This window comes from Arcicella aquatica (assembly GCF_034928825.1).
GTDB lineage: Bacteria > Bacteroidota > Bacteroidia > Cytophagales > Spirosomataceae > Arcicella > Arcicella aquatica.
Genome location: NZ_JAYFUL010000034.1, coordinates 19,231 through 42,866, shown reverse-complemented (window position 1 = coordinate 42,866; position 23,636 = coordinate 19,231). Strand labels below are relative to the sequence as shown.

Genomic DNA, 23,636 nt, shown 5'->3' with positions numbered 1-23,636 from the left:
AATACGATGAAATACATTTTAGTCATATTCATTTTTGTAACCTTGTCAACAAAAGCACAGGTATCTATAAAAATAGATGCTACTGCTGAAAAAAAAGCCATTTCTCCTTATTTATATGGAAGAAACAATTCGCTTACCACAGACCCAGGAAAGGTATTGGACATTAATTGGACAATGCTAAAAGATGCAGGCGTAACTTTTTTTAGAGAAAGCGGTGGAAATAACTGCACAAAATATAATTGGCGAAAAAAGCTTTCCTCTCATCCCGACTGGTATAATAATGTCTATGCCAACGATTGGGATGTTGCCGCTAAAGCTTTAAAAGCCAATATGCCCTCGGCACAAGGTATGTGGGCGTTTCAATTGTTGGGTAAAGTAGCCAAAACTAATCAGGCTAATTTCGCAGATTGGAACTATAATAATTCTCAATGGTGGGAAGGCGTCAATCAAAATTTGGCTGGAAATGGTACACCAAACCCTACGGGGGCTAAAGCTAAGATAGAAGGAGACATTAACCAATACCTTGAAAATTGGCCAGCAGATTCAACAGTTGCTATTCTAGACCATTGGTTTAAAGATTTAGCCTTGGATAAAAACCAATTGCTGTATTGGAACATGGATAACGAAGTGGAAATATGGAACGGCACCCACGATGATGTAATGCCTGTTCAGATTTCAGCGGAGGAATTTATGCAGAAGTATTTCGAGGTGGCAAAAAAAGCCAGAGCTAAATTTCCTACTATTAAATTAGTAGGGCCAGTGACAGCCAATGAATGGCAATGGTATAATTGGTCAAAAGCCATTAATGCGGATGGTAAAACCTACCCGTGGTTAGAATATTTCATTAAAAGAGTAGCTGAAGAACAAAAAAGTTCTGGTATTAAGTTATTAGACGTTTTAGATATTCATTTTTATCCAAGTAGTAACAAAATTGATGAAGTAGTTCAATATCATCGTGTATTCTTTGATAGAAATTATGTGTATCCAGAAGCAAATGGCGTAAAAGTAGTGAATGGAGGGTATGATAATTCGTTGAATAAAGAATATATTTTTGGAAGAGTAAACGATTGGCTAGATAAATACCTAGGTGCAAATCATGGAGTAAAACTGGGCTTGACTGAATCTGGCGTGAATATCACCGACCCTAGTGCGATGGCTGTTTGGTATGGCTCTACTTTAGGTGAGTTTATGAAAAATGAAGTAGAGGTTTTTACACCGTGGTCTTGGAGTACAGGAATGTGGGAAACACTCCATTTGTTTAGTAGGTATAATAAAAGCTTTTCCATCAAAAGTAGCTCATCAGATGAAACCCTTGTGTCGGCTTATCCAAGTATCAATGCCACACAAGACTCTATGACAGTTGTGTTGATAAATCGCTCTTCCACAAGTGCCAAAACTACTTCTTTAAGTTTTGATAACTTCGTTTTAACAGGCAAAAGTGCCTCATCACTTGCCTTAAAATCATTACCCACTACAGAAACTTTTGTCTCTCACTCTCAAAATGCTTTAAACAAGGGTACTGTATCGATAAATAACAATGCTATTTCGCTTACACTCCCTGCTATGTCAATTACTTCGATACAATTAGTTGGCAAATTAGGACAATACTCCGCTGTTTTAGGGACTTTAACAGAGCCTGAAAATACTGTTAAAGTTTTCCCTAATCCATGTAACAATGAATTTACAGTAGATGCTGGTACTGAAAAATTCAAGCAGTTAGAACTCATGGATGAAGCTGGAAGGCAAATTTATACTCAGTTTATTGCCGATGGTGATACGATTATCAAAGTGAATCAAAAATTAAAATCAGGGACTTATTTACTCAAATTATCAAACGATAAAACGGTGATAGTCAAGAAGATTTTAGCGCTATGACAAGTAAATACATACAGGGAAGTGCTTTGTTTTTTAGAATTTTATGCGGAAATATTTTACTGATGTTTCGTATGAATGAAAAATTAAACCTTCAATAAATTAGTATGCAAAAAAACAAACTATTTTATGCCTTCTGGGTAAGCATTTTTTTGCTATCACTGAACGTATTCGCTCAAGAGACCCAAAAAGTTTACCTTTCTGGAACTGATAAAGACCATACCGTACAGTGGGATTTCTTTTGTAATAAAGGAATGAATAGCGGGAAGTGGACTAAAATTGCTGTACCTTCTAATTGGGAACTACAAGGTTTTGGCAAGTATAGTTATGGTACTGAAAATCGGAAAGAGGAAACTAAGGCAGACGAGCAAGGGCTTTATAAACATACTTTTGACGTTCCGAAGACGTGGAAAAGTCAGAGGGTCTATATCATTTTTGAAGGCTCAATGACTGATACTGAAGTAAAAATCAATGGAAAATTGGCGGGTGATGTACATCAAGGAGGCTTTTATCAATTTCAGTACGAGATTACAGGGTTATTAAAAACAGGTAAAAACCTACTGGAAGTAAAAGTCGACAAAGCCTCAGCCAATAGGTCAATTGATGTTGCCGAACGTCATGGTGATTTTTGGGCTTTTGGTGGAATTTATCGCCCTGTTTATCTGGAAGTAGTACCACAAAGTTTTATTGAGCGTTTGGCGATTGATGCAAAGGCGGATGGCAATTTTTCTGTAGATGTTTTTACTTCCAAAACTACTGCAAATCAAAGCCTCGATGTACAAGTACAAACATTGGCAGGACAAAATGTAGGGGCATTGTTTACTGCTAAAATCAATCCAGCAGACGAGAAGACAGTATTAAGACAAGCTTTTCAACAGGTAAAATTATGGAATGCTGAAAATCCTAATTTGTATCAGGCAAAGGTATCATTGAAAGATGAAAAAGGTATCATTCATGCACGCACTCAGCGATTTGGTTTTAGAAGTATCGAAGTCAGAAAGCGAGACGGTATTTATGTGAATGGCGTAAAGGTAATGCTTCGTGGGTCTAACAGACACTCTTTTAATCCTGAAACAGGCAGAACTACCAGCAAATCTGTGAGCATCAATGATGTAAAATTGATGCAAGAAATGAATATGAATGCCGTTAGGATGTCGCATTATCCTCCTGATATTCATTTTTTAGATGTTTGTGATTCACTTGGGTTATATGTGATGGATGAATTGACAGGATGGCAAAACAAATACGACACTATTCCAGGCAGAAAGCTCGTGAAAGAAGTAGTGATTCGTGATGTAAACCATCCTTCTATTTTATTTTGGGATAATGGTAACGAAGGTGGTTGGAACAGAGGGTTAGATAATGATTTTGAATTGTATGACCCACAAAAACGCCCAGTGTTTCACCCTTGGGAGCGTTTCAGTGGTTTCGATTCAAAACATTATATTACTTATAATTATTTAGCAAACGCCGTTTTGTACGATAAAGACATCATGATGCCAACCGAATTTATGCACGGTTTGTATGATGGCGGACATGGGGCTGGGTTGGAAGACTTTTGGGATTTGATGTTGAAACACCCCCATTGTTCAGGCGGGTTCCTATGGTCGTTTGTGGATGAAGCCGTCGTAAGAACGGATAAAAACGGTATTCTTGATGGCTTTGGTAACAATGCCCCTGATGGAATCTTGGGACCACATCGTGAAAAAGAAGCTAGCTTTTATGCTATCAAGGAAATATGGTCGCCTGTAAGGATTACAAAAAAATATTTACCACGCACGTTTGAAGGAAAACTGCCTGTTGAAAACCACTATTTCTTCACCGATTTGAATCAATGTACTTTTGAATGGCACTTGGTTTCTTTCCCAAAACCAAGTGATAAGTCTTTAGAAGCCATCGTAAATCAAACAGGAAAGCCTGCATTTACTTCTATTCCTGCTGGAGAAACAGGTTATCTGAAATTGAATTTACCTAGTAATTGGACAGAAAGCGATGCGCTTTATTTAAAAGCAACCAATCAGAATGGTAAGGAGATTTTCACATGGTCGTGGGTAATTCCTGAAGAACAAGAAGAGATTACCAAGATAATTGCCTCAAAAAACACTGTTTCAAAAATTGAGGCAAGCGAAGATGCTAATTTCTTGACGATTAAGGCTGATAATATTATCTATGTTTTTGATAAAACTACGGGCTATTTGTCTAAAGTAAACAATTCAAAATCAGACATTTCATTATCGAATGGCCCAAGTTTGGCAGGGGTAAATGTTACCTTAAAATCGTTTAAACATTATGCTACTGCCAATGGCTATGAAGTAGCCGTCAACTACGGTGGTGATGGCGGAAGTTTTAATGTATGGTGGAAGTTTTCGAGCAATCAACCTGTAGAACTTTCTTATCAATATTCACAAAAAGGAGATGCAGACTTTATGGGAATTACTTTCAACTATCCAGAAAGTAACATTACTGGCATGAAATGGTTGGGGCGTGGACCTTTCAGAGTGTGGAAAAACCGTATGAAAGGGTTGAAATATGGGGTATGGCATAAAGATTATAACGATGCTATTACAGGGGAGGACTTTCAATATCCAGAATTCAAAGGCTATCATTCAGATTTGAAATGGGTAGTGATTGAAACCAAGGAAAGTGCCTTTACAGTATACGCGGAAGACGAAAATATGTTTTTGCAGATGCTTCAACCTCAAAAACCTAAAGGTGCGACCAATGATAATACCAGTCCCCCATTTCCGACAGGGAATATTGGTTTCTTAAATGGTATTAGTCCGATAGGGGCAAAGTTTAATCCAGCTAATTTATATGGCCCTCAAAGTCAGAAAAATATGATGCTGAATTACACGCCTATTAAGGGTAAAATATTGTTTGATTTTAAAAATAAAGCTATTGAAAACTAGTTAGTTTATTGTGAATAAATGAAGTTGTTTTTTCAAAAAAAATAATTCACTCATTCACAATTCACCCATTTACCATTAGAAAACATGATAACGATAAAAAAACTTAGCAATATATTTTTCCTCAGCTTAGTATTTAGCTGTTCGGGTTATAGTCAGGAAGCAATTTCTACCATTAAAGTAGATACAAAACTGATTTCAGACCAACTGTCACATCCAACGGTTTTTGCTGAACCTAATGATAAATCAGGCAGGTTGTTTGTAGGTGAACAAGAAGGGAAAATTAAAATCATACAAAAAGGGAAAGTATTACCAACCTTATTTTTAGATATTACTGATGAAGTAGTTAAGAAAAAAGGCTATGAAGAACGCGGACTCTTAGGCTTGGCTTTTCATCCAGATTTTGCTAAAAATGGCAAATTATACGTATACTGTAGTATTCCTGGAGCAAGTGGTACGAAAGGAGTTGACCATAAAAGCTTAATCAGAGAATACACTGTTTCAAGCCAAAATAAGAATGCTGTGGATGAAAGTACTGCTAAAACAGTATTGGAATTTAACGAGCCACAATCTAACCATAACGGTGGAGATTTAAAATTTGGCCCAGACGGATTTTTATACATTGCTGTAGGCGATGGTGGAGGTCAGAATGATAAACATGGCGAGTTTGGTAATGCCCAAAACCTAAGCAATTTTTTAGGGAAAATCCTTAGGGTTGATGTAAAACAATTGCCTTACAGTATTCCAAGCGATAATCCCTTTGTTGGAAAATCAGAGGTACGCCCTGAGATTTTTGCTTATGGTTTCAGAAATCCTTGGCGTATAAGTTTTGATAAAAAAACAGGCGAATTATTCGTAGGAGACGTTGGTCAGGATAATTATGAGGAAGTAGACCTTGTAACAAAAGGCAGTAATTATGGCTGGAGAATCAGAGAAGGATTACACGAAAAATTCCCGAACGACCCAGACCCTAAAAATTGGATTAATCCTATTTCAGAATATCCCCACTCAGACGGATTGAGTATTACAGGAGGCTTTGTGTATAGAGGTAAACAAATTCCTGCCCTTTATGGAAAATATATTTTTGCTGACTGGACAGGTCCTGTATGGGCGTTGACTGATAGTAAAAAAGAACAATGGAACAGAGAAAAACTTTCTATCTCGCAAGAGGCTGGCAACTGGCATATTTACAGCTTTGGCGAAGACCAAGCAGGTGAGGTGTATTTGCTAACAGTGCTACTAGGAAGTGATAAAGGAGCATTGTATCAATTAGTGACTAAGAAGTGATGAGTTGTGAGTGGTAATTTGTAAGAAGTTATATAATTAGTGTGTTTATATAAAGTTGTTTATTAATAATTTACAACTTTATAACTCCCAACTTACCACTCCCAACTAAAATGATTATCCTTAAAATTTATAAACAAAAATTATCCAATGAATAGCTTTAAGTATATAATGTTATGTGTGGTTTCTTTTATTTTTTACCCAATTTTTGGACAAAAAGTATCAGAAAATATTCGCCTTAATCAAATTGGTTTTTATCCAAATGCGCCTAAAATAGCCGTTGTTGTCAATGCTAAAGCAACCACTTTTTTAGTTAAAACGAGCGATTTAAGTAAAACGGTTTTAGTAGGTACATTAAGTACCTCTCGCAAATCAGAATTTTCTGGAAAAACCACTCAAATAGCAGATTTTTCAAGCTTACAAAGCGTAGGTAAATATGTAATAGAAGTACCCTCATTAGGGGTTTCTTATCCATTTGAAGTGCGTGCTAATATCCATCAAAACCTCGCTAAGGCATCCCTAAAAGCCTTTTATTATCAAAGAGCCTCTATCGAACTTCCTTCAAAATATGCTGGGAAATGGGCAAGACCATTTGCACATCCAGATACCAAAATATTAATTCATGCTTCGGCTGTAAGCCCCGAAAGACCAGAAGGCACTGTCATTTCATCGCCTAAAGGATGGTACGATGCAGGCGACTATAATAAGTATATCGTAAATTCAGGTATTACGATGGGAACGCTTTTTTCGTTGTATGAAGATTTCCCAGCGTATTTTCAACAACAAAACCTGAATATTCCAGAAAGTAATAATACTATTCCCGATATATTAGATGAAGCACTGTGGAATTTACGTTGGATGTTAACCATGCAAGATACTGATGGAGGAGTTTATCATAAATTAACCAATGCTGTTTTTGACCCAATCATTATGCCTAAGGAGGCAACTAAAACGCGATATGCAGTACAAAAAAGTACTACTGCTACCCTCGATTTTGCTGCGGTAATGGCACAAGCGGCTAGGGTTTTCAAGCAATTTCCAAAAGAGTTTCCAGCTTTGGCTGATTCTTGTTTGCTAGCTTCTACTCGTGCTTGGAATTGGGCGATTAAAAATCCAAACGTGAAGTACGATCAAAATAAATTGAATGAACAGTTTTTACCTAAAATAATAACGGGTGCTTATGGTGACAATGATTCCTCGGATGAATTTTTCTGGGCAGCCACAGAATTATATATCACTACCAAAGATGATAGCTATTACAACACTATTGGGAATCAGCTTAACACAAAAATGAATATACCTTCTTGGAATCAAGTGCGTCTATTGGGGTATTATACCTTCGCAAGATTTCAACATCAATTAACAGGAAAAGCAAAAGACGATTTCCCTATTTTGAAAAACAGACTCCTGACCTTTATAGATACGTTGGCGAATGGTGTTGAAAAGCGTTCTTTCCAAACAGTAATGGGAAGAACTGCCAGAGATTTTATGTGGGGAAGCTCTGGTGGAGCTGCCAATCAAGGAATAGCCATGATTCAAGCATTTAAATTGACAAAAAATAAAAAATACTTAGATTTAGCTTTAAGTAACTTAGATTATCTGCTTGGTAGAAATGGAACTGGGTATTCGTTTATGACAGCCTTTGGTTCAAAAACGCCTATGCATCCGCATCATCGCTTGGCAATGGCGGATGGTATCGTTGAACCTTTACCAGGTTTTTTGTCTGGAGGAGCAAATCCTGGACAACAGGATAAATGTGTAGGATACACAACCAAAGTAGCTGATGAATCTTATTTAGATGCAGATTGTTCATATTCGACTAACGAAATTGCAATTAATTGGAATGCTCCGATGGCCTATTTATCCGCGGCTATTGAAGCCTTACAATCAAAAATGAGCAGGTCTATAAAATGATATTAACATGAAAAAAAACATTGTATATTTTGTATTATTCAGTATAAACTTAGTATTGAATAATACCCTTTTCTCGCAAACAATTGCTTCGAAAAGAGCCGCCACATTGGGCATCGGAATGAACCTTTCTTATTTAGAAAATTATTGGGTAGGGACAAAAGCTAATCATTATGGTGATTTCTTGAAGATGTCAGAGGTAATGAAACGTAAAAGCATGATTGCTGATATTGCTAAAGAAGGCTTCAAAACTATCAGAATGCCCGTTTGTTTTAGTGCCTTTGCTTCTATACAAGCACCTTATCAATGGGATTATCCGCTTGGACTAACGGCTACAGATTCTCTCATTAAATGGTGTATGAATAATGGATTGAAAGTAATTATTGATTTACATCACCCAGAATACAATGGCTCGATACCTGAAGCAAATACCATCGATAGAAAATTATTTTTGTGGAAGAGTGTCGCAGAAAGGTATAAAAATACAGACCCTGAGAAAGTGTTTTTTGAATTACAAAATGAACCCCACGACATCACCGCAGAGGAATGGCGAGCAGAGGCCAACCAATTAATCAGTGCAGTCAGAGCCATTGCCCCTCGCCATACGCTTGTTGTAGGCTTTCATGACTGGAATAGTAGAGAAGGTTTATTAAAATCTGAACCTTTTGATGACCCCAATATTATTTATACTTTTCATTATTACGACCCATTTATTTTTACCCACCAAGGGGCAACATGGACGAGTCCAGAAGTAAGAGATTTAAGAAATATTCCTTTCCCAAGCCCCACAGACAATTCAACGCTAGTAGTACCTCCTTCAGCAAAAGGAACTTGGGTAGAGTATAACGTTACTCATTATTCAAGATATGGGACTCCAGAAGCAATTTACAATGCACTTGCCAAGGCAAAAGATTGGTCTGTTCAGAAAAATGTCCCTATCTTCTTAGGAGAGTTTGGCTCTTACAGCAATTTTGCAGATGCCGATAGTCGTTGCAGACATGCCAATGCTGTTTACGATGCGTTGACTGCCTTAGATATTCCATCTGCTTGGTGGGAGTGGAATGGAGGATTCAATATGTTTCAAAAAGGAACTACAGCACTATCGCCCTGTATAAAGACTGATATTGGAAATTATGTCCTAAAAACCTTAGGGTTGAGTAAAACGCCTGAATTAACAGATGTAGATATTCTTTCCAATGCTCGCCAAGATGTTTTTACGATAAAAAGTACAGGTAATACCGTTTATTCCGCACAATTAATAAATCTTCAAGGAAAATCTATTGCAAAGAAAAAATTAAGTAAGAAAAAACTGACAGTAAACAAACAGCAATCAGGTACTTATATTTTAAAGTTTTTTGATGCTAAAAATAGAATTATAGGGTATAAAAAAGTAGAAAAGCCATAGCAAGTTGATACATTGTTAACCATTAATCATTTTATTCTATATGAACATCAATATTTATTCGCATGTCAAACGAGGTGTTTTGCTCGCATTATCTTTAGGACTTTTCCAAAGTCAATACACTGTTGCTCAAAATGTACAAACAATGCTCAACGAGCCTGTTGACCTTAGCAAAGATTTTAAAGATTTTACCAATACTTATTTCGTAGCAGATAGTTTGGCAAGTTTTAATCCTGCTACAGGTTCGGGTAGTATCAAATGGAAAAGAAATCAGTATTTTCCTGCTCATGCGTTTAATTATACACAGTCGGCTTTGCATAAAGTGCTGGGAAATGAGTTCCCTGGACCAGAATATGCGGAAAACCCTGTTTTACCTTTTTCAATAGAATTTATTTCACCAAAATCAGTAAGAATCAGAGCCAATACAGGTACTATTACTAGGAAAGACGAACCATCTTTGATGTTAGTAAAAGAACCTACTCGCGATAATTCTTGGCAATACACCAAAATTGCAGGGGGACATCAATACAAAAGTGCCTTCGGAACAGTGACGATTACCGAAAGCCCTTGGGGAATAGAATTCAGAGATAAGACAGGTAAATTATTAACCAAAACTCGTGGATTTGCAGATAATAAAACATCTTATACAGCCTCGATGCCTTTCTGTTTTGTGCGACGTGCAGCAGACTATTCACGGAGTATAGCGCCCGTATTTACGCTATCGCCCGATGAAAAAATCTTTGGTTGTGGTGAATCATTCACCAAATTGAACAAGTACGGTCAAAAAGTAAATTTATATACCTCAGACCCTAATGGTATCGAAACGGCTGGAATGTATAAGCCTATTCCGTTTTTTATGAGTTCAAGAGGCTACGGCATGTTTATGCACACTTCTACGCCCATTACTTGCGATTTTGGTGCTACCTATGGTGCTGCCAATGCATTAATGATTGGGGATGAATCATTAGATTTATTCGTTTTCTTGGGCGAACCTAAAGAAATTCTGGACGAATATACCAATGTGACCGGTAAAGCTTCTATGCCTCCACTTTGGTCTTTTGGGTTGTGGATGAGTCGTATTACTTATTTTTCAGAAGAGGACGGACGTAATGTTGCGGTTAAGCTAAGAGCTAACAAAATTCCTACAGATGTACTCCATTTTGATACAGGATGGTTTGAAACAGATTGGCGTTGTGATTATCAATTTTCCAAAAATCGTTTTAAAGACCCTGTCAAAATGATTTCGGATTTAAAGGAACAAGGTTTCCGTACTTGTCTGTGGCAATTGCCATACTTCGTTCCTAAAAATGACCTCTTTCAAGAAATTGTAGATAAAGGCTTATTTGTCAAAAATGATAAAGGTAATATCCCTTACGAAGATGCTGTCTTAGATTTTACCAATGTTAATACCATTCAATGGTATCGTGAAAAAATTGGTAATTTATTAAAAATGGGTGTAGCTGCCATCAAGGTAGATTTTGGCGAGGCTGCTCCCTACAAGGGAATTTATGCCAATGGTCGTACAGGCTTTTATGAGCATAATTTGTACCCACTGCGTTATAATAAAATTGTATCAGAATTGACCAAGGAAATCAACGGAGAAAATATCATTTGGGCTAGAAGCACATGGGCAGGCTCACAACGTTATCCTTTACATTGGGGTGGCGATGCGGAATCTACCAATATGGGTATGGAAGCCGAATTACGCGGAGGTTTATCGCTAGGCGTTTCTGGCTTTTCATTCTGGAGCCACGATATAGGTGGTTTTACGCAAAGAACTCAGCAAGATTTATACCGACGTTGGTTGCCATTTGGGGCTTTGTCATCGCATACACGTTGTCATGGACAGCCACCTAAAGAACCGTGGGATTATGGTGTAGATTTTATGAATGATTTCCGAAAGGTAATCGAAATGAAGTATAAGCTATTGCCTTATATTTATGCACAGTCTAAATATGCCTCTGAAAAAGGATTGCCAATGATGCGTGCTTTGTTTGTAGAGTTTCCAGAAGATGCAGGTTCTTGGCAAATTGAAAATGAATACATGTTTGGCTCAGATATTTTGGTGGCACCCCTATTTGAACAAGATGCCAGAAGCAGAGAAGTATATTTACCCAAAGGAAATTGGATAGATTATCAAACCAAGAAAGTGTATGCGGGTGGTTGGCACAAGATAGACGGAGGAGAGTTGTCAGTAGTAATGTTGGTACGTGATGGTGCTTTTTTGCCACACATCAAATTGGCACAATCAACCAATGATTTAGACTGGTCTCAGTTAGAATTAGTACCTTTTTCAGTAAGTACTAGTAAGGTAAAGGGTAAAATATGTTTACCATCTGATAATGTTTTACATGACATTTCAATGAGCAAAAAAGGGAAAGCCTTTGCATTAGATACAGACCCTTTTGCTGGGAAAGTAAAGTTTATAAAATAAACAAACATAAGGTTCGTTCGCTTGGCGTAGTGTTTTTCACTACGTCAGTGTATACGGCAATGTTACATTGCAAAAATGGAGAGCATTTTATAATTATTCCCAAGTTGTGTACTCATATACCACTAGCCGTTGCCTTCTAAGAAGTCCTGACACACTGACGTAGGGAAAAATACTATGCCAAGCGAGGGAATTAATTATTGTTTTTCGAGGTAATAATTAAAGTTCCCAATACCATTTCTTTCAGCATATATTTTTAGTTTTTTCCCATCAAATGTATAGGTATACGTCCCTTTAAGTATTAAATTAGGATCAAATTCGGCCGTCCAAAAATTTTCATCATTAAATGTTATTTTGTTGTTGTCTGAAGAAAAGGTACCTGACCCCCCAGCAGGTATTCTATTGGAATTACCCGAACAAGAAAATTTACCATTCGTCAATACTAAGGTCGTTTGTCCAGTTTTTATTCCCGAGCTGTAAGTTACAGAAAACGTTCCTTTATATGTTCCGTCTTCAATGTTTAAGTCGTCTTTCTTGCAACCCGCCAAGAGTGTTGCGATAGAAAAAAATATTGATAATAAAATTTTTGTTTTCATAGTTATTTTTTTTTTGTTAACGCTATCTGGAATTTCATTATTGCACGAAACTTATAAATATTTGAATGTCAGTGTTTTATGATAAACGTTATTAGTTGAAAATGATTTTACTCACGTGCGAGTTGGCTTGCCTGTATGTTCCCTCGCTTGGCGTAGTGAAAAACACTATGCCAAGCGAGGTTGCCCTATTCATCAAAATGTAGTAGCACAGAATCAGATGTGGATGAGGTAGCTCTCCAAATTTACATATTACTCCGTTTTGGATACAATATCCCACGTTTTGGCTACTTCCCAGTGTTTTATTTAGCTGAACTTTGCAACAACAAATTAAAACAATAAAACAATGGAAAATAAAGTTTGGTTAATTACGGGAACATCAAAAGGTTTTGGTAAGACTTGGGCCGAGGCAGCCCTTCAACGTGGCGACAAAGTGGTAGCAACCGCCAGAAATATTGATTCTTTAGATGATTTGGTAACAAAATACGGCGATGCTGTTTTGCCAATTTCTTTAGATGTCGATAATCGTGAGGCTTGCTTTGCGGCAGTTCAACAAGCACAGGAACATTTCGGGAAAATTGACGTATTGATTAGCAATGCAGGTTTTGGGCATTTTGGATGTATTGAAGAGATTTCTGAAACTGAGGCAAGAGCTCAATTTGAAACAAATGTCTTTGGTTCTTTATGGATTATTCAAGCAGTATTGCCAATTATGAGAAAACAACAAGGCGGGCATATCATGCAAGTATCAAGTATTGGTGGAGTAACAACTTTCCCAACATTGGGTATTTATCATGCGTCTAAATGGGCTGTTGAAGGTCTTTGTGATTCACTCGCTCAAGAGGTTGCAGGCTTTGGCATTAAAGTTACATTGATTGAACCTGCTGGTTATGCTACTGAATGGGGAACGGCATCTGCCAAACAAAGTAAAGCTATTGAGGCATATAACGGTGTAAAAGCTGCTTTATATAAAGCATTTAGCGGTGTTTCACAAGGGAATCCTGCCAATACAGCCAATGCAATTTTAACACTTGCTGATACTGAAAATCCGCCTTTGCGTTTGTTTTTGGGTGCAGTACCTTTACATGTAATAGAGCCTGTTTATGCTAAACGTTTGGCAGATTGGAAGACATGGCAACCAGTAGCAGAGAAAGCTCAATAACTAAAGATCATAATGATGATGAAGACGATTAAAGTTGTATCGCTGTACCTTTTGGTCTTGTTTTATGTAGGAATGGGGGCAATGCACTTGCTATATCCCAAGCAATATTTGGCTATGATGCCTACGTGGATGCCTGCACATATCTTTTTGATTTATTTTAGTGGTATCGTAGAAATTGTGTTGGGGCTATTGCTTTTGCCTTTGAAAACAAGAGTCTTATCAGCAAAACTTATCATAGCTATGCTGATTGTTTATTTTTTGGGCATTCACATTCCCCAATCTATTGATTTTTATCAAACTAAAAATGAAGGTTTTGTGGCAAGTATCATCCGACTACCTTTTCAGTTTCTGTTGATTGCTTGGGCTTGGATATTTACCCAAAAAGTCACAAATCATTAATTTGACATCTTTAAGAAGTGTCGTTGTATCTTGTAACGACACTTCTAATCATTATAGATTTCATCATGAAAAATAGAGTAAAGCCAACTATTATAAACTCTGTTTCTGAGTTACATCGACTTATTGGGCTTCCAAAGCCACATCATCCTCTGGTTAGTCTTATCAATTTAGATACTGTGCCGAATACAGATAGTAGTACAACTCATCATTTAATTCTAAACTTTTACAGCGTGTCTTTAAAGAAAAATGTGAAAGGAAAATTAAAATATGGACAACACTATTACGATTTTGATGAGGGTGTTTTAGCAACAATGTCGCCTGGGCAATTATTATCAACCAGAGGACAAGATAATTATGAAGTGTCTGGCTGGTGGTTAGTTTTTCATCCTGATTTTATACGTCCATATCCACTGGGAAGGCTCATCAAAGAATACGGTTTTTTCTCCTATGAAGTAAACGAAGCTTTACACCTTTCTGATAAGGAGGAAAAAATGCTTGAAATGATTTTGCAAAATATTGAATTAGAATCCCAAAATTCAATAGACCAATTTAGTCAAGATGTTATGATCTCATACCTTGACCTATTGCTGAATTATACCAATCGCTTTTATAATCGCCAGTTCCTGACCCGAAAAAATGCCAGTAACAATTTACTCGTGAATTTTGATAAGCTACTTAATGAGTATTTCGACAATAAAATTATTGAATTAGGGATTCCAAGTGTTCATTTTATTTCGCAAGAACTTAATGTTTCAGCACATTATCTAAGTGATTTATTAAGAAGTCTCACTGGACAAAGTGCACAACAACATATCCATCAAAAACTTATCGAAAAAGCCAAAGAGAAGCTTGCTACAACCAGTCTTTCTGTGAGTGAAATAGCTTTTCAATTAGGTTTTGAGCATTCACAATCGTTTAGTAAATTGTTTAAGACTAAAGTTGAGATGAGTCCATTGGAGTTTCGGGCGAGGTTCAATTAACATTGTAAAATTGATTTTGAGAATCAAGATGAGTATAGAATAGTCTTAGAAGGTCAAATAAAGTAGTAAATCTAACCTTCTAAGAAGCTTATCCTTAATTTCTATACGTACTTTGTCTGTTCACCATCCACCCCGGATATTGTAATGGTAATGGGCTTACCTCATTGATTTTGGCTAAATCTTCAGGCGTTAATTGAATCTCGACTGAGCGAAGATTATCATTCAACTGAGCAACAGTTTTTGCTCCGATAATGGTACTTGTTACGCCACTTTGCTGTCTGACCCACGCCAAAGCTACTTGTGCTACTGTAGCATGATGGGCATTGGCAATGCTACTTAACACTTCTACCAAATCATAACCTTTTTCTTTGTCGATAGGAGGGAAATCGAAATTTACTCTTCTCGAACCTGCTTCTGCTTGTTCCCGAGTATATTTACCACTCAAAAATCCACCTGCTAATGGACTCCACGGGAATATTCCTAATTTGTGATGTGCCGCCATCGGTACAAGTTCATGCTCAATATCACGGCTTACGGCAGAATAATAATATTGCAAGCCAATGAATTGATGGAAACCATTGTATTTAGCAAAGGTTTGAGCCTCAGCGACCATCCAAGCCGGCCAGTTACAAATAGCAATGTAACGTACTTTTCCTGTGTTTACAATGTCGTTGAGGGTACGCACAATTTGCTCGATAGAAGTTTTTGGATCAACGCCATGAACGTATAATACATCAACGTAATCCATTTGCAAACGCTTCAAACTTGCTTCAACAGAATTGAAAATGTGGTATCTAGATAGCCCAGTGCTGTTAGGGTATTCGTCCATTTTGGCTAATACTTTTGTGGCAATCACCACTCGGTCACGCTGAATATTCAAATCTTTCAAAGCCTGTCCCAGCAATTGTTCCGATTGTCCAAAAGAATAAATATTGGCGGTATCAATAAAATTGATGCCTGCCTCTACTGCCACTTTAATCAATTCGTTTACTTCTTGCTGTTGTAGTTTGCCAATATTTTCCCACATTCCAGCATTCTGTCCGCCGAAAGTCATTGTTCCCAAACATAGCTCCGAGACTAATAAACCCGTTTCGCCTACATAATTATACTTCATAGTCGTTGATTATTTTTGAATATGTTTATCTGTTGCAAAATTCCTTAGAAATACTTATTTATAAGTAGCCCATAAGAAACAGGAAATATAAAAAATCAAACAATTAGATGTTTGTCTGTCAATTACGAAACAATTTGGGCGTGATTTGTGAAGCACGCCTAAAAAATGAAGTAAAATGCGAAGGGTCTTCAAAACCTAAGCAAAAACCGATTTCAGCAATGTTCCAATCGGTATGTTTTAATAATGTTTTTGATTCTTGTAAAATCCGTTCAGCAATTAATTGAGAAGTAGTTTTGCCCGTAACACTTTTTAAAGCTCTGTTTAAGTGGTTGATGTGTACCGAAAGATGCGTAGCAAAATCTATCGGGTTTCGCAATTTCATCGTTTGAAATGGCGATTCAATCGGGAATTGGCGTTCCAATAATTCAATAAAAAGAGAGGTGATACGATTGTTTGCCGAATGATTTTGCGAAGAAACCACCGTTTCGTTGGGTTTCAAACGCATGGCTTTGTGAATGAGTTGCTGTACCAAAGTACGGAGTAAATCGTACTTATAGACGTACTCAAGGTTGATTTCAGTAAGCATTTGCTCGAAAATATGGCTGTATCCTGCGATATTTTCAGTTTCTAACTCATAAATTGGGAAAGAGCCAACTTTGAAAATGGGATATTCTTTGATATTGGGAATTTGTTGAAGAAAAGATTCGGTAAATACACAAAAGTATCCCGACTGCTTTTCGCCGATTCTTTCTAATTTGTAGGGAATCATCGGGTTGGCAAAAGAAATGCCTGCTTCTTGTACTTCCACGATTTTATCTGCATAATGATAATGGTTTTTGCCAATTACTAGTGAAATTTTATAATAATCCTTTCGACTGTACGGAATCGGTTTTTGCGAATTTCCGATAAAATCTTCAACCCGAAAAACATTAAAATGTCCGATATCATTTTTAAGGTTTTCGGGTACAAAGTTTAAACGATTTTTATATAAATCTTCTAAAGTATGAATTTGTTCCATCTTGCATAATTATAAAAATCAAACATACTAAATTATGATTTAGTTTTGATAGACAACGCATATTTTTTAATGCTTAAAGAAAGAAGAATGCTTGTACCCACCCCAAATAAAATCATACAACATCAAAAACCCTAAACATTAATCATATCTCTTGTAGTTAGTTACTTAGCTAATTTGGGGTATTAAATTGATTTGTACTGGAGGTGAAAGTTTAACTATTATGTTGGTGTGTTGTTTTCGCCCATCGCTGTTTCAAGTCTTATTTAGACTAGGAACAATTAATAAAATGCAGACTCTGTCTGCAAGTAATCTCTAAATAGATGATAGAAAAAAGTTTGTTATTATCGTTGTTGGTCTTTGTTTTCCCACAACCCAAGTATAAGCAACACATCAATTTTCAAAACCATATATCTATATCCTCAAAAAGGAGTTATTTTACGTCATCTAAGAAAAAATAGTTTCATTTGAACGAGCAAAGGCTCTTTTTAACTTGAATAGTAGAAAAGCTTAGGACTAACATTCAACGTGATGAAATATGGACAAATCAATAAAAGAAATATTATGGAATCAATTCGGAGCAAGCATTGATATGCTTATAAATGCCATCTCAAATAGTCCTGACGACTATTTTATTACTCACAAACGATTTTATTATATTGCTTTTCATAGTACAATATTTTTAGACTACTATTTAACAATTCCACCAAGTGACTTTTCACCACTACTTTCTTTTACGCAAAAAGAGCCAGAAGAAAGACCAAAAGAAGCTATTGACGATTTAATACCTGACAAAATTTATAGCAAACAAGAAATAGTAGAATATCTTCAACTAAGCCGTGAAAAGTGCAAACAAATAATCTATGCCTTGACTGATGAAAAATTAAATGAAAGATTTAAAGAAGGAGATGACCCCAATGATATGGATTACCCGATTTTGGAAATTCTACTTTATAACCTCCGCCATACCCAACATCATGCAGCACAACTCAATATGTTGTTACGACAAGATATTGACAAACATACGGAATGGGCATTCAGAGCAGGTGATATAAACAATGGACTATTAAACTGAGGAAAGTAAAGAACAATTTCCACCATTACTAGTATCTGTCTCGGGGGAGACGCCTAGTCCTCAACACCTACTTGTAGTTAGTAGTACCCCAGCTATTCCACATCTTTAGCCTTGGAACGATAAATATTAAGCAAGCCCAGCCCACCCAGTTTAGTGATGAATTGAGCAATTTGACTTGTGGTTTATAAAACCATTGTTATTACAGTCTATCATCAAAGATACGGACTAATGGGGGCAAGGTGAAAAATTACAAAATGCGTTGCATTTTTGCAATGTTACATTGCAGTACAGCCAAGCGAGGGAAAGTAAAATTTATAAAATAACCAAAAGCGGTCGTAGCAAATGAATGCTACGACCGCTTTTGGTTAATAAATATATGTACATTAACTAATATCAGTAAGCTTAATAATTTTATCATCCAAAAACTTGAAAATAGACTTTCCTTTTAATTTCAATTCGTCGCCTTTCTTTAATCCATTAGGGAAATCCATTCCTAATATGGCATAATAACCTATCTCGACTTCAACTTCATCATCTTTGTCCTCTAATGATGTTATTGTTTGAGTTCTTGCAGAGAAGTAAGCTTTTGCCTGTTCTGCTTGTTCTTTAAACGCAGTAATTCCTGACAAAGTCATGTTGACTTCCCCATTAGAAATATTCTCAAAAATAATATTGTCATCGAAGTCTAACACCATTTTATCAATATCAAACTGATTGTATCCTTCTATGTAGTTATTGATTATTTTTTCTTTGTTACTCATTTATTATTACGTTTAATTTAGCTTTATTATCATTTATCCACAACATCCAATGATTTCCGTGCTTATTATCATATTCGAAGAAAAGCGAATAAATGATTCTTTTATTCATTTCGTCTTAATCCAAAATCGTATCGCTCGTCAATAATTCTTTTTAATATACCAATTTGTCCACAGTGGTACATGGTATGTTTAATATTCCAGTCTAAAGCTTCTAGTTTAGTTTTTGCGATAGGATGAGGTGTCGGTGTTGGCTCTAATTTATTATCAAGTTCTGCTAATGGCAATGCTTTGATTATAGCTAAAGACTTTTCCTGAACGATATTCAATTGAGTTAAAAGGTTATTTGCATGTGTTTTGCCGATGGTGGCACTGGGAACACCATCTGTAAAAAAATCATTATAGTCTTTTAGCGGTATCTTTTGGATAATATCCATTTGGTGGCCAACTATCACCATAATAGAGTGGTAATAATGACTCATGATTAAGTGACCTACTTGCCAAGTGACATTCGTTTCAAGAATGTTCGGGGTAGTATCCCATTTTTCTAAAGAAATAGAATGGATTAATTTATTAGTCCAGTTATAAGCATCACTAGTTTGTTTAATCAAGAAATCAATTTCATTCATCTTGCATAAGGTTTGATGGTTTAGGTTTTGTTGTCAAGAATTAAATATAGTCATTACATTAATAAATCGTCCTTTATTTTCTCAATTTTAGTAGCTAATTCCGTAGCGTATTCGCTATTTGTAATTCCTTTACCTTCCACAAAACTCTTATAGAAACTTGGTAAAGAAAAAGTCTCTATTACTTTACCACCACTATGAGGCATTCTATTTTTGGCTATTTCCATTACGCTTGCTCCCCCTCTTGCTCCAGGAGAAGTTGATAATAAAAACATAGGTTTATTCCCAAACACAGGACGCTCAGGAATCATAGAAAGCCAATCGAAAACGTTTTTGAAGGCTGTGGTATAAGCACCATTGTTTTCTGCTAATGAAATCAATAAAAAATCACTAGAGTCGATTTTTTCAGCGAAATCTAATGTCAATTGAGGAATCCCATCTTTTGCCAACTTATCCACACTAAACAAAGGCATTTCATAATCATTGAGGTCTAGAATTTCAATAGTATGTCCCTGAAAATATGATGAAACGTATGTTACTAGTTTTTTATTGATAGAAGTAGAGCTATTACTTCCTGCAAATGCAATTATTTTCATATTAGATAATTTGTTCTTGTAATGTTAAAATCAGGGAGCAAATTTTATTTACATTTATCGTAATCTGCTACGATATTTTTCATATTTAAATTATTGTAACTGACTTCGCTGTACTTTTCCTTGATTGATGGGCAGTCGCTAAAATATTCAAAAAGTCTCTTTTTTACGTTAATAAAAGTTGTTTGTACTCCTTCTGTATCGCCTGTTTTAGCCAACCAAAAATAAACTTCTGGGGCTATATTTTGACGTTCTGGGTTAGAGCTTTTCTGTGAAACAGGCGAATCTTCAACAAATAATTGTTCGTATAATGCAACTTTAGGGCCTTTATAGGTACGCTCTAAGAGGGTAAAGTAGGTAAACGTCAGCAATCTAAATTTACGAACAACAAACTCTTTTGAATCATCATTGCTCGTTATCTTCTGAATATTAGAGGCATAAAGTTGTTTAACCAATTCTTTACCATTAAAAAGTTTAATAGGAACTCCTACATCTTTTCCACCTAGCGTAGAGACTGCTCCGCTGTTGGTTATATTGAAATAAGGTTCTGGCTTCACAATTTTGATGGTTCCTTTAAAAGGTTCTTTAAAAAACTTATCACCTTCATAAGGAATGGCAGTGCCTTCAACAGTAATGAATTGGTGTTTTTCTAAGATTGCGTCAAGTGGTATCTCTTGAGTTAGTAAAGGCTCTGTTTCTTTTTTAGGGAATATTTCATTAATAAGTACTTCCTCTATTCTATCTGAATACCTAAATTTTACGCCATTAAATTTTAACTCAACATCTACTTTTTTATATTTTTCTAAATAATCTCTTGCCATTTTTTCATCATGGTTTAGCGTATAGTAAACACACAAATTGTGCAAAGCGGCTCTTTTTATATCATTTTGGTCTGTATCATCTTTTTCATTGACAAACTCCCCCCAATATTTAATGTCATCTTTCGTGATTTCCTTTAACCAAGCATTAGTTCCTTGTTTTCTAAGCGTTTTGTTAGTTTCTTCGATAATTACGTTGAAGTCTTTTAAATCTGGCCAATTTTTAGCTTTGCTAAACTGAGCCAATGTAACACGAACATATTTTTCATGACCTTCTACGCCTGCTTTGTACATTGTCGCTAAAAAGTCTTCGAGCGCACTTTCAAGGTTTGCTTTAAATTTTACTTTATAAGCAGAATCATCCGTTAGTTTTTTGGAGGCTTTGGGTTCTAGATAACTCCAATTCTTTTGAAATGTTCCCTGTACGTTCATAAACTTGTCGTAGAGGGTAATATAGAATCCAGTATATGCACCAAGTTTCATATCACTATACGCTTGTAGTAATACGACCACGTGTAAATCACCCCCATCAGTTACTTGTTTTAATGGATTGAATGAGACAGACGACAAAAGCGTTGAGAAGTCACTGTCGGGGAGATTTTTTATTTCTATCGGAGCATTCAAGGCAGTGTATTTAATGAGCCTTACATCAAAAGTCTTAAAATCTTTTAATTTGGGTTTTAAAGGGGCAGTTTGGGAAAGAGCATCAACTGTATATTCTTCAAATACTTGTGCAAAAATGGTAGAGTGAAGACAAACAAACAATGTGATGTTGAAAAATAAGAGCAGCAATTTTTTGTTCATGGTGGTTTATTATTAGGGTTAAAATAGGGACTTGATTAGTTTAAGGCTTTAATTTTTTTGAATATTTGTTAAGTAAATTAAAAAGGTTTCAAGATAAAAGTTATCTATTCAATCTACGCCGAATAAATGTCGAAACTATTATTAACAGAATGAGCAATCCTGCAATTTGCATAATACTTGTTTCTGTTTTTTGAGGAGCTCTATGACCAGAACCGTATAAGGCTGCCCAAAAAAATAAATCTAAGAAAAGTAACAATGAAAGAAGTACTTGTATAAGTGTAATTATGATTTTCATAATTTATATTTTAGACAAAATTTTGACTCTTTATTTTTCGATGAATTAATTCTAAAGAATGCTGGATACTGTTCAGCGGTGTTTTTCCAAACATTTCCCAATATCCCAATTCCTGCCAAACAATCAAAATCCATCATCAATATCTTTTCCATATTTTATCATACGGTCATATATCAATAAAAAACCATCTAAAAATAGATGGCTAAGAGTAACAAAATATCAATAAATAGCATTATTCCCCCCAAATCTCCCAAGCTTTTTCAGCTTGTCCATGAAGCATTTCTAATCCAAAATGCACACCTTTGGCACCATGCGCTAATCCCTTTTTTAAGAAAGTAGTTTCTAAAGGATTATAGACAATATCATACAGTAAATGTTTGTCAGTTAATAAATGATAGGGGATAGCAGGGAAATTTTCTACTTTTGGAAACATACCCAAAGGCGTAGTATTCACAATAAAAAGATGCTCGTTCATTACTTCCTCTGTCAATTCCTCATACGTAATAGTATCTTCTTCCTTCGTTCTTGATACATATTGGGTGGTTAATCCTAAATCTTCCAAGGCTTGAATAATGGCTTTGGCTGCTCCACCTTTGCCTAATACCAATGCTTTTTGTGGTTTGATAGCTTGAAAATCTTCCCATTTTTCTAGCGTCCAACGGAAACCCCAATAATCTGTATTATACCCCTTGGTTGTGCCGTCGGGTAAAATTTTGATGGTATTTACTGCCCCAATTTTCAACGCTGCTTCGTCGATAGCATCTAAAAAAGGAATCACGTTTTGTTTATGTGGGATAGTTACGTTCAAACCTTTTAGCTGTGGGCGATGGCTTTGTAGCAGAGCAGGTAAATCTTGAATGTTTTCTAATTCAAATTTTTCGTAAGTATGGGTTTCGGCAATGCCTAATTGTTGGAATTTTTCAGTAAAATAACCTTTTGAAAAAGAATGTCCGAGTGGATAACCTATAAGTCCGTAAAGATTCATGTTGATTGTTTTGGCTTTAAGCAATAAGCCGTAGGCTATAAGCTTTGTTAAAAATTGTTGTTTTTAAGTAATACGTCAAAATTAAATGGCGAAGTGAAAAATGTTAATTTTGAATGTATTACAATCACTAAATCACTCATTCATTCAATGACTCACATCCCCTTACTCTCCATGTAAGACTGTAAAATAATAGTAGCAGAAATTTTATCAATGTTCCCTTTTTCGCGACGGTCTTTTTTAGAATAGCCACTTGCAATCATGGCACTCATAGCCATTGATGACGTAAAACGCTCGTCGTGCAAATGAATGGGCATTTCGGGGAATGCTTTTTTCAGCGTAGTAATAAAACCTTTTACTTGTGAGGTATTATTAGTGGCTTGTCCGTCAAGATTCACAGGCATTCCTACTACAAAAGCTTCTACGCTTTCTTTTTCCATATATACTTTCAGGAAGTTCAAAACATCTTTGCTATGGACAGTATCTAAAGCAGAGGCAATAATTTTTAAAGGGTCTGTTACAGCCAAACCTACTCTTTTAGTTCCATAATCTATGGCTAATATTCTTCCCATGGTGTTGCTTAACCTCACCCCCTGCCCTCTGAAGGAGAGGGGGC

19 protein-coding genes are annotated in these 23,636 nt (G+C 36.0%); 10 read left to right on the top strand and 9 right to left on the bottom strand.

Annotated features, from left to right (window positions below; genetic code table 11):
• The first annotated feature begins 6 nt into the window (after nucleotides 1-6).
• The 6 genes from VB264_RS17835 (at nucleotide 7) to VB264_RS17810 (ending at nucleotide 11,809) form a co-directional block, all read left to right on the top strand.
• The gene (locus tag VB264_RS17835) at nucleotides 7-1,875 is read left to right on the top strand and encodes a glycoside hydrolase family 44 protein (protein ID WP_323251480.1); all 1,869 of its coding nucleotides are present in this window, start codon (nucleotides 7-9) and stop codon (nucleotides 1,873-1,875) included.
• A 104-nt stretch (nucleotides 1,876-1,979) separates the two neighbouring features.
• On the top strand, nucleotides 1,980-4,781 hold the full coding sequence (locus tag VB264_RS17830; RefSeq protein WP_323251478.1) for a glycoside hydrolase family 2 protein: 2,802 nt from the start codon (nucleotides 1,980-1,982) through the stop codon (nucleotides 4,779-4,781).
• 84 nt (nucleotides 4,782-4,865) lie between these two features.
• A complete protein-coding gene (locus VB264_RS17825) occupies nucleotides 4,866-6,065 on the top strand; it encodes a PQQ-dependent sugar dehydrogenase (RefSeq protein ID WP_323251476.1) in 1,200 nt (399 codons plus the stop codon).
• Nucleotides 6,066-6,212: 147 nt separating this feature from the next.
• Entirely contained in the window at nucleotides 6,213-7,976 is a 1,764-nt protein-coding gene (locus tag VB264_RS17820) for a glycoside hydrolase family 9 protein (protein ID WP_323251474.1), read from the top strand.
• Nucleotides 7,977-7,983: 7 nt separating this feature from the next.
• A complete protein-coding gene (locus tag VB264_RS17815) occupies nucleotides 7,984-9,378 on the top strand; it encodes a glycoside hydrolase family 5 protein (RefSeq protein WP_323251472.1) in 1,395 nt (464 codons plus the stop codon).
• Nucleotides 9,379-9,418: 40 nt separating this feature from the next.
• Entirely contained in the window at nucleotides 9,419-11,809 is a 2,391-nt protein-coding gene (locus VB264_RS17810; protein WP_323251470.1) for a glycoside hydrolase family 31 protein, read from the top strand.
• Nucleotides 11,810-12,003: 194 nt separating this feature from the next.
• On the opposite strand, the gene VB264_RS17805 is transcribed toward VB264_RS17810, so the two are convergent.
• On the bottom strand, nucleotides 12,004-12,402 hold the full coding sequence (locus VB264_RS17805; protein ID WP_323251468.1) for a hypothetical protein: 399 nt from the start codon (nucleotides 12,400-12,402) through the stop codon (nucleotides 12,004-12,006).
• A gap of 343 nt (nucleotides 12,403-12,745) precedes the next feature.
• Between VB264_RS17805 and VB264_RS17800 the strand changes: the two genes are divergently transcribed.
• From VB264_RS17800 to VB264_RS17790, 3 genes are all read left to right on the top strand, one after another.
• Nucleotides 12,746-13,561, top strand: coding sequence for an SDR family oxidoreductase (locus tag VB264_RS17800; protein WP_323251466.1), 816 nt, complete (start codon nucleotides 12,746-12,748; stop codon nucleotides 13,559-13,561).
• A gap of 15 nt (nucleotides 13,562-13,576) precedes the next feature.
• A complete protein-coding gene (locus tag VB264_RS17795) occupies nucleotides 13,577-13,960 on the top strand; it encodes a DoxX family protein (RefSeq protein ID WP_323251464.1) in 384 nt (127 codons plus the stop codon).
• 65 nt (nucleotides 13,961-14,025) lie between these two features.
• A complete protein-coding gene (locus VB264_RS17790) occupies nucleotides 14,026-14,940 on the top strand; it encodes a helix-turn-helix domain-containing protein (RefSeq protein WP_323251461.1) in 915 nt (304 codons plus the stop codon).
• 94 nt (nucleotides 14,941-15,034) lie between these two features.
• On the opposite strand, the gene VB264_RS17785 is transcribed toward VB264_RS17790, so the two are convergent.
• Nucleotides 15,035-16,054 (bottom strand): aldo/keto reductase, encoded by a 1,020-nt coding sequence (locus VB264_RS17785; protein WP_323251460.1) that lies wholly within the window; start codon nucleotides 16,052-16,054, stop codon nucleotides 15,035-15,037.
• 118 nt (nucleotides 16,055-16,172) lie between these two features.
• A complete protein-coding gene (locus VB264_RS17780) occupies nucleotides 16,173-17,072 on the bottom strand; it encodes a helix-turn-helix domain-containing protein (protein ID WP_323251458.1) in 900 nt (299 codons plus the stop codon).
• A gap of 535 nt (nucleotides 17,073-17,607) precedes the next feature.
• Here VB264_RS17780 and VB264_RS17775 point away from each other — a divergent pair.
• Nucleotides 17,608-18,144: a DinB family protein gene (locus VB264_RS17775; protein WP_323251456.1), complete on the top strand. Its 537-nt coding sequence runs from the start codon at nucleotides 17,608-17,610 to the stop codon at nucleotides 18,142-18,144.
• Nucleotides 18,145-18,527: 383 nt separating this feature from the next.
• On the opposite strand, the gene VB264_RS17770 is transcribed toward VB264_RS17775, so the two are convergent.
• The 6 genes from VB264_RS17770 to ruvX form a co-directional block, all read right to left on the bottom strand.
• Nucleotides 18,528-18,905: a nuclear transport factor 2 family protein gene (locus tag VB264_RS17770; RefSeq protein WP_323251454.1), complete on the bottom strand. Its 378-nt coding sequence runs from the start codon at nucleotides 18,903-18,905 to the stop codon at nucleotides 18,528-18,530.
• A 101-nt stretch (nucleotides 18,906-19,006) separates the two neighbouring features.
• Nucleotides 19,007-19,531, bottom strand: a complete 525-nt coding sequence (locus tag VB264_RS17765; protein WP_323251452.1) for a DinB family protein — start codon at nucleotides 19,529-19,531, stop codon at nucleotides 19,007-19,009.
• A gap of 53 nt (nucleotides 19,532-19,584) precedes the next feature.
• On the bottom strand, nucleotides 19,585-20,124 hold the full coding sequence (locus VB264_RS17760) for an NADPH-dependent FMN reductase (protein ID WP_323251450.1): 540 nt from the start codon (nucleotides 20,122-20,124) through the stop codon (nucleotides 19,585-19,587).
• A gap of 44 nt (nucleotides 20,125-20,168) precedes the next feature.
• Nucleotides 20,169-21,743 carry a hypothetical protein gene (locus tag VB264_RS17755; RefSeq protein WP_323251448.1) on the bottom strand — a complete coding sequence of 525 codons (1,575 nt, stop codon included), beginning with the start codon at nucleotides 21,741-21,743 and terminating at the stop codon, nucleotides 20,169-20,171.
• A 527-nt stretch (nucleotides 21,744-22,270) separates the two neighbouring features.
• Nucleotides 22,271-23,023, bottom strand: a complete 753-nt coding sequence (locus VB264_RS17750; RefSeq protein ID WP_323251446.1) for a shikimate dehydrogenase family protein — start codon at nucleotides 23,021-23,023, stop codon at nucleotides 22,271-22,273.
• Nucleotides 23,024-23,175: 152 nt separating this feature from the next.
• Nucleotides 23,176-23,592 (bottom strand): Holliday junction resolvase RuvX, encoded by a 417-nt coding sequence (gene ruvX / locus VB264_RS17745; protein WP_309915932.1) that lies wholly within the window; start codon nucleotides 23,590-23,592, stop codon nucleotides 23,176-23,178.
• Nucleotides 23,593-23,636 lie beyond the last annotated feature (44 nt).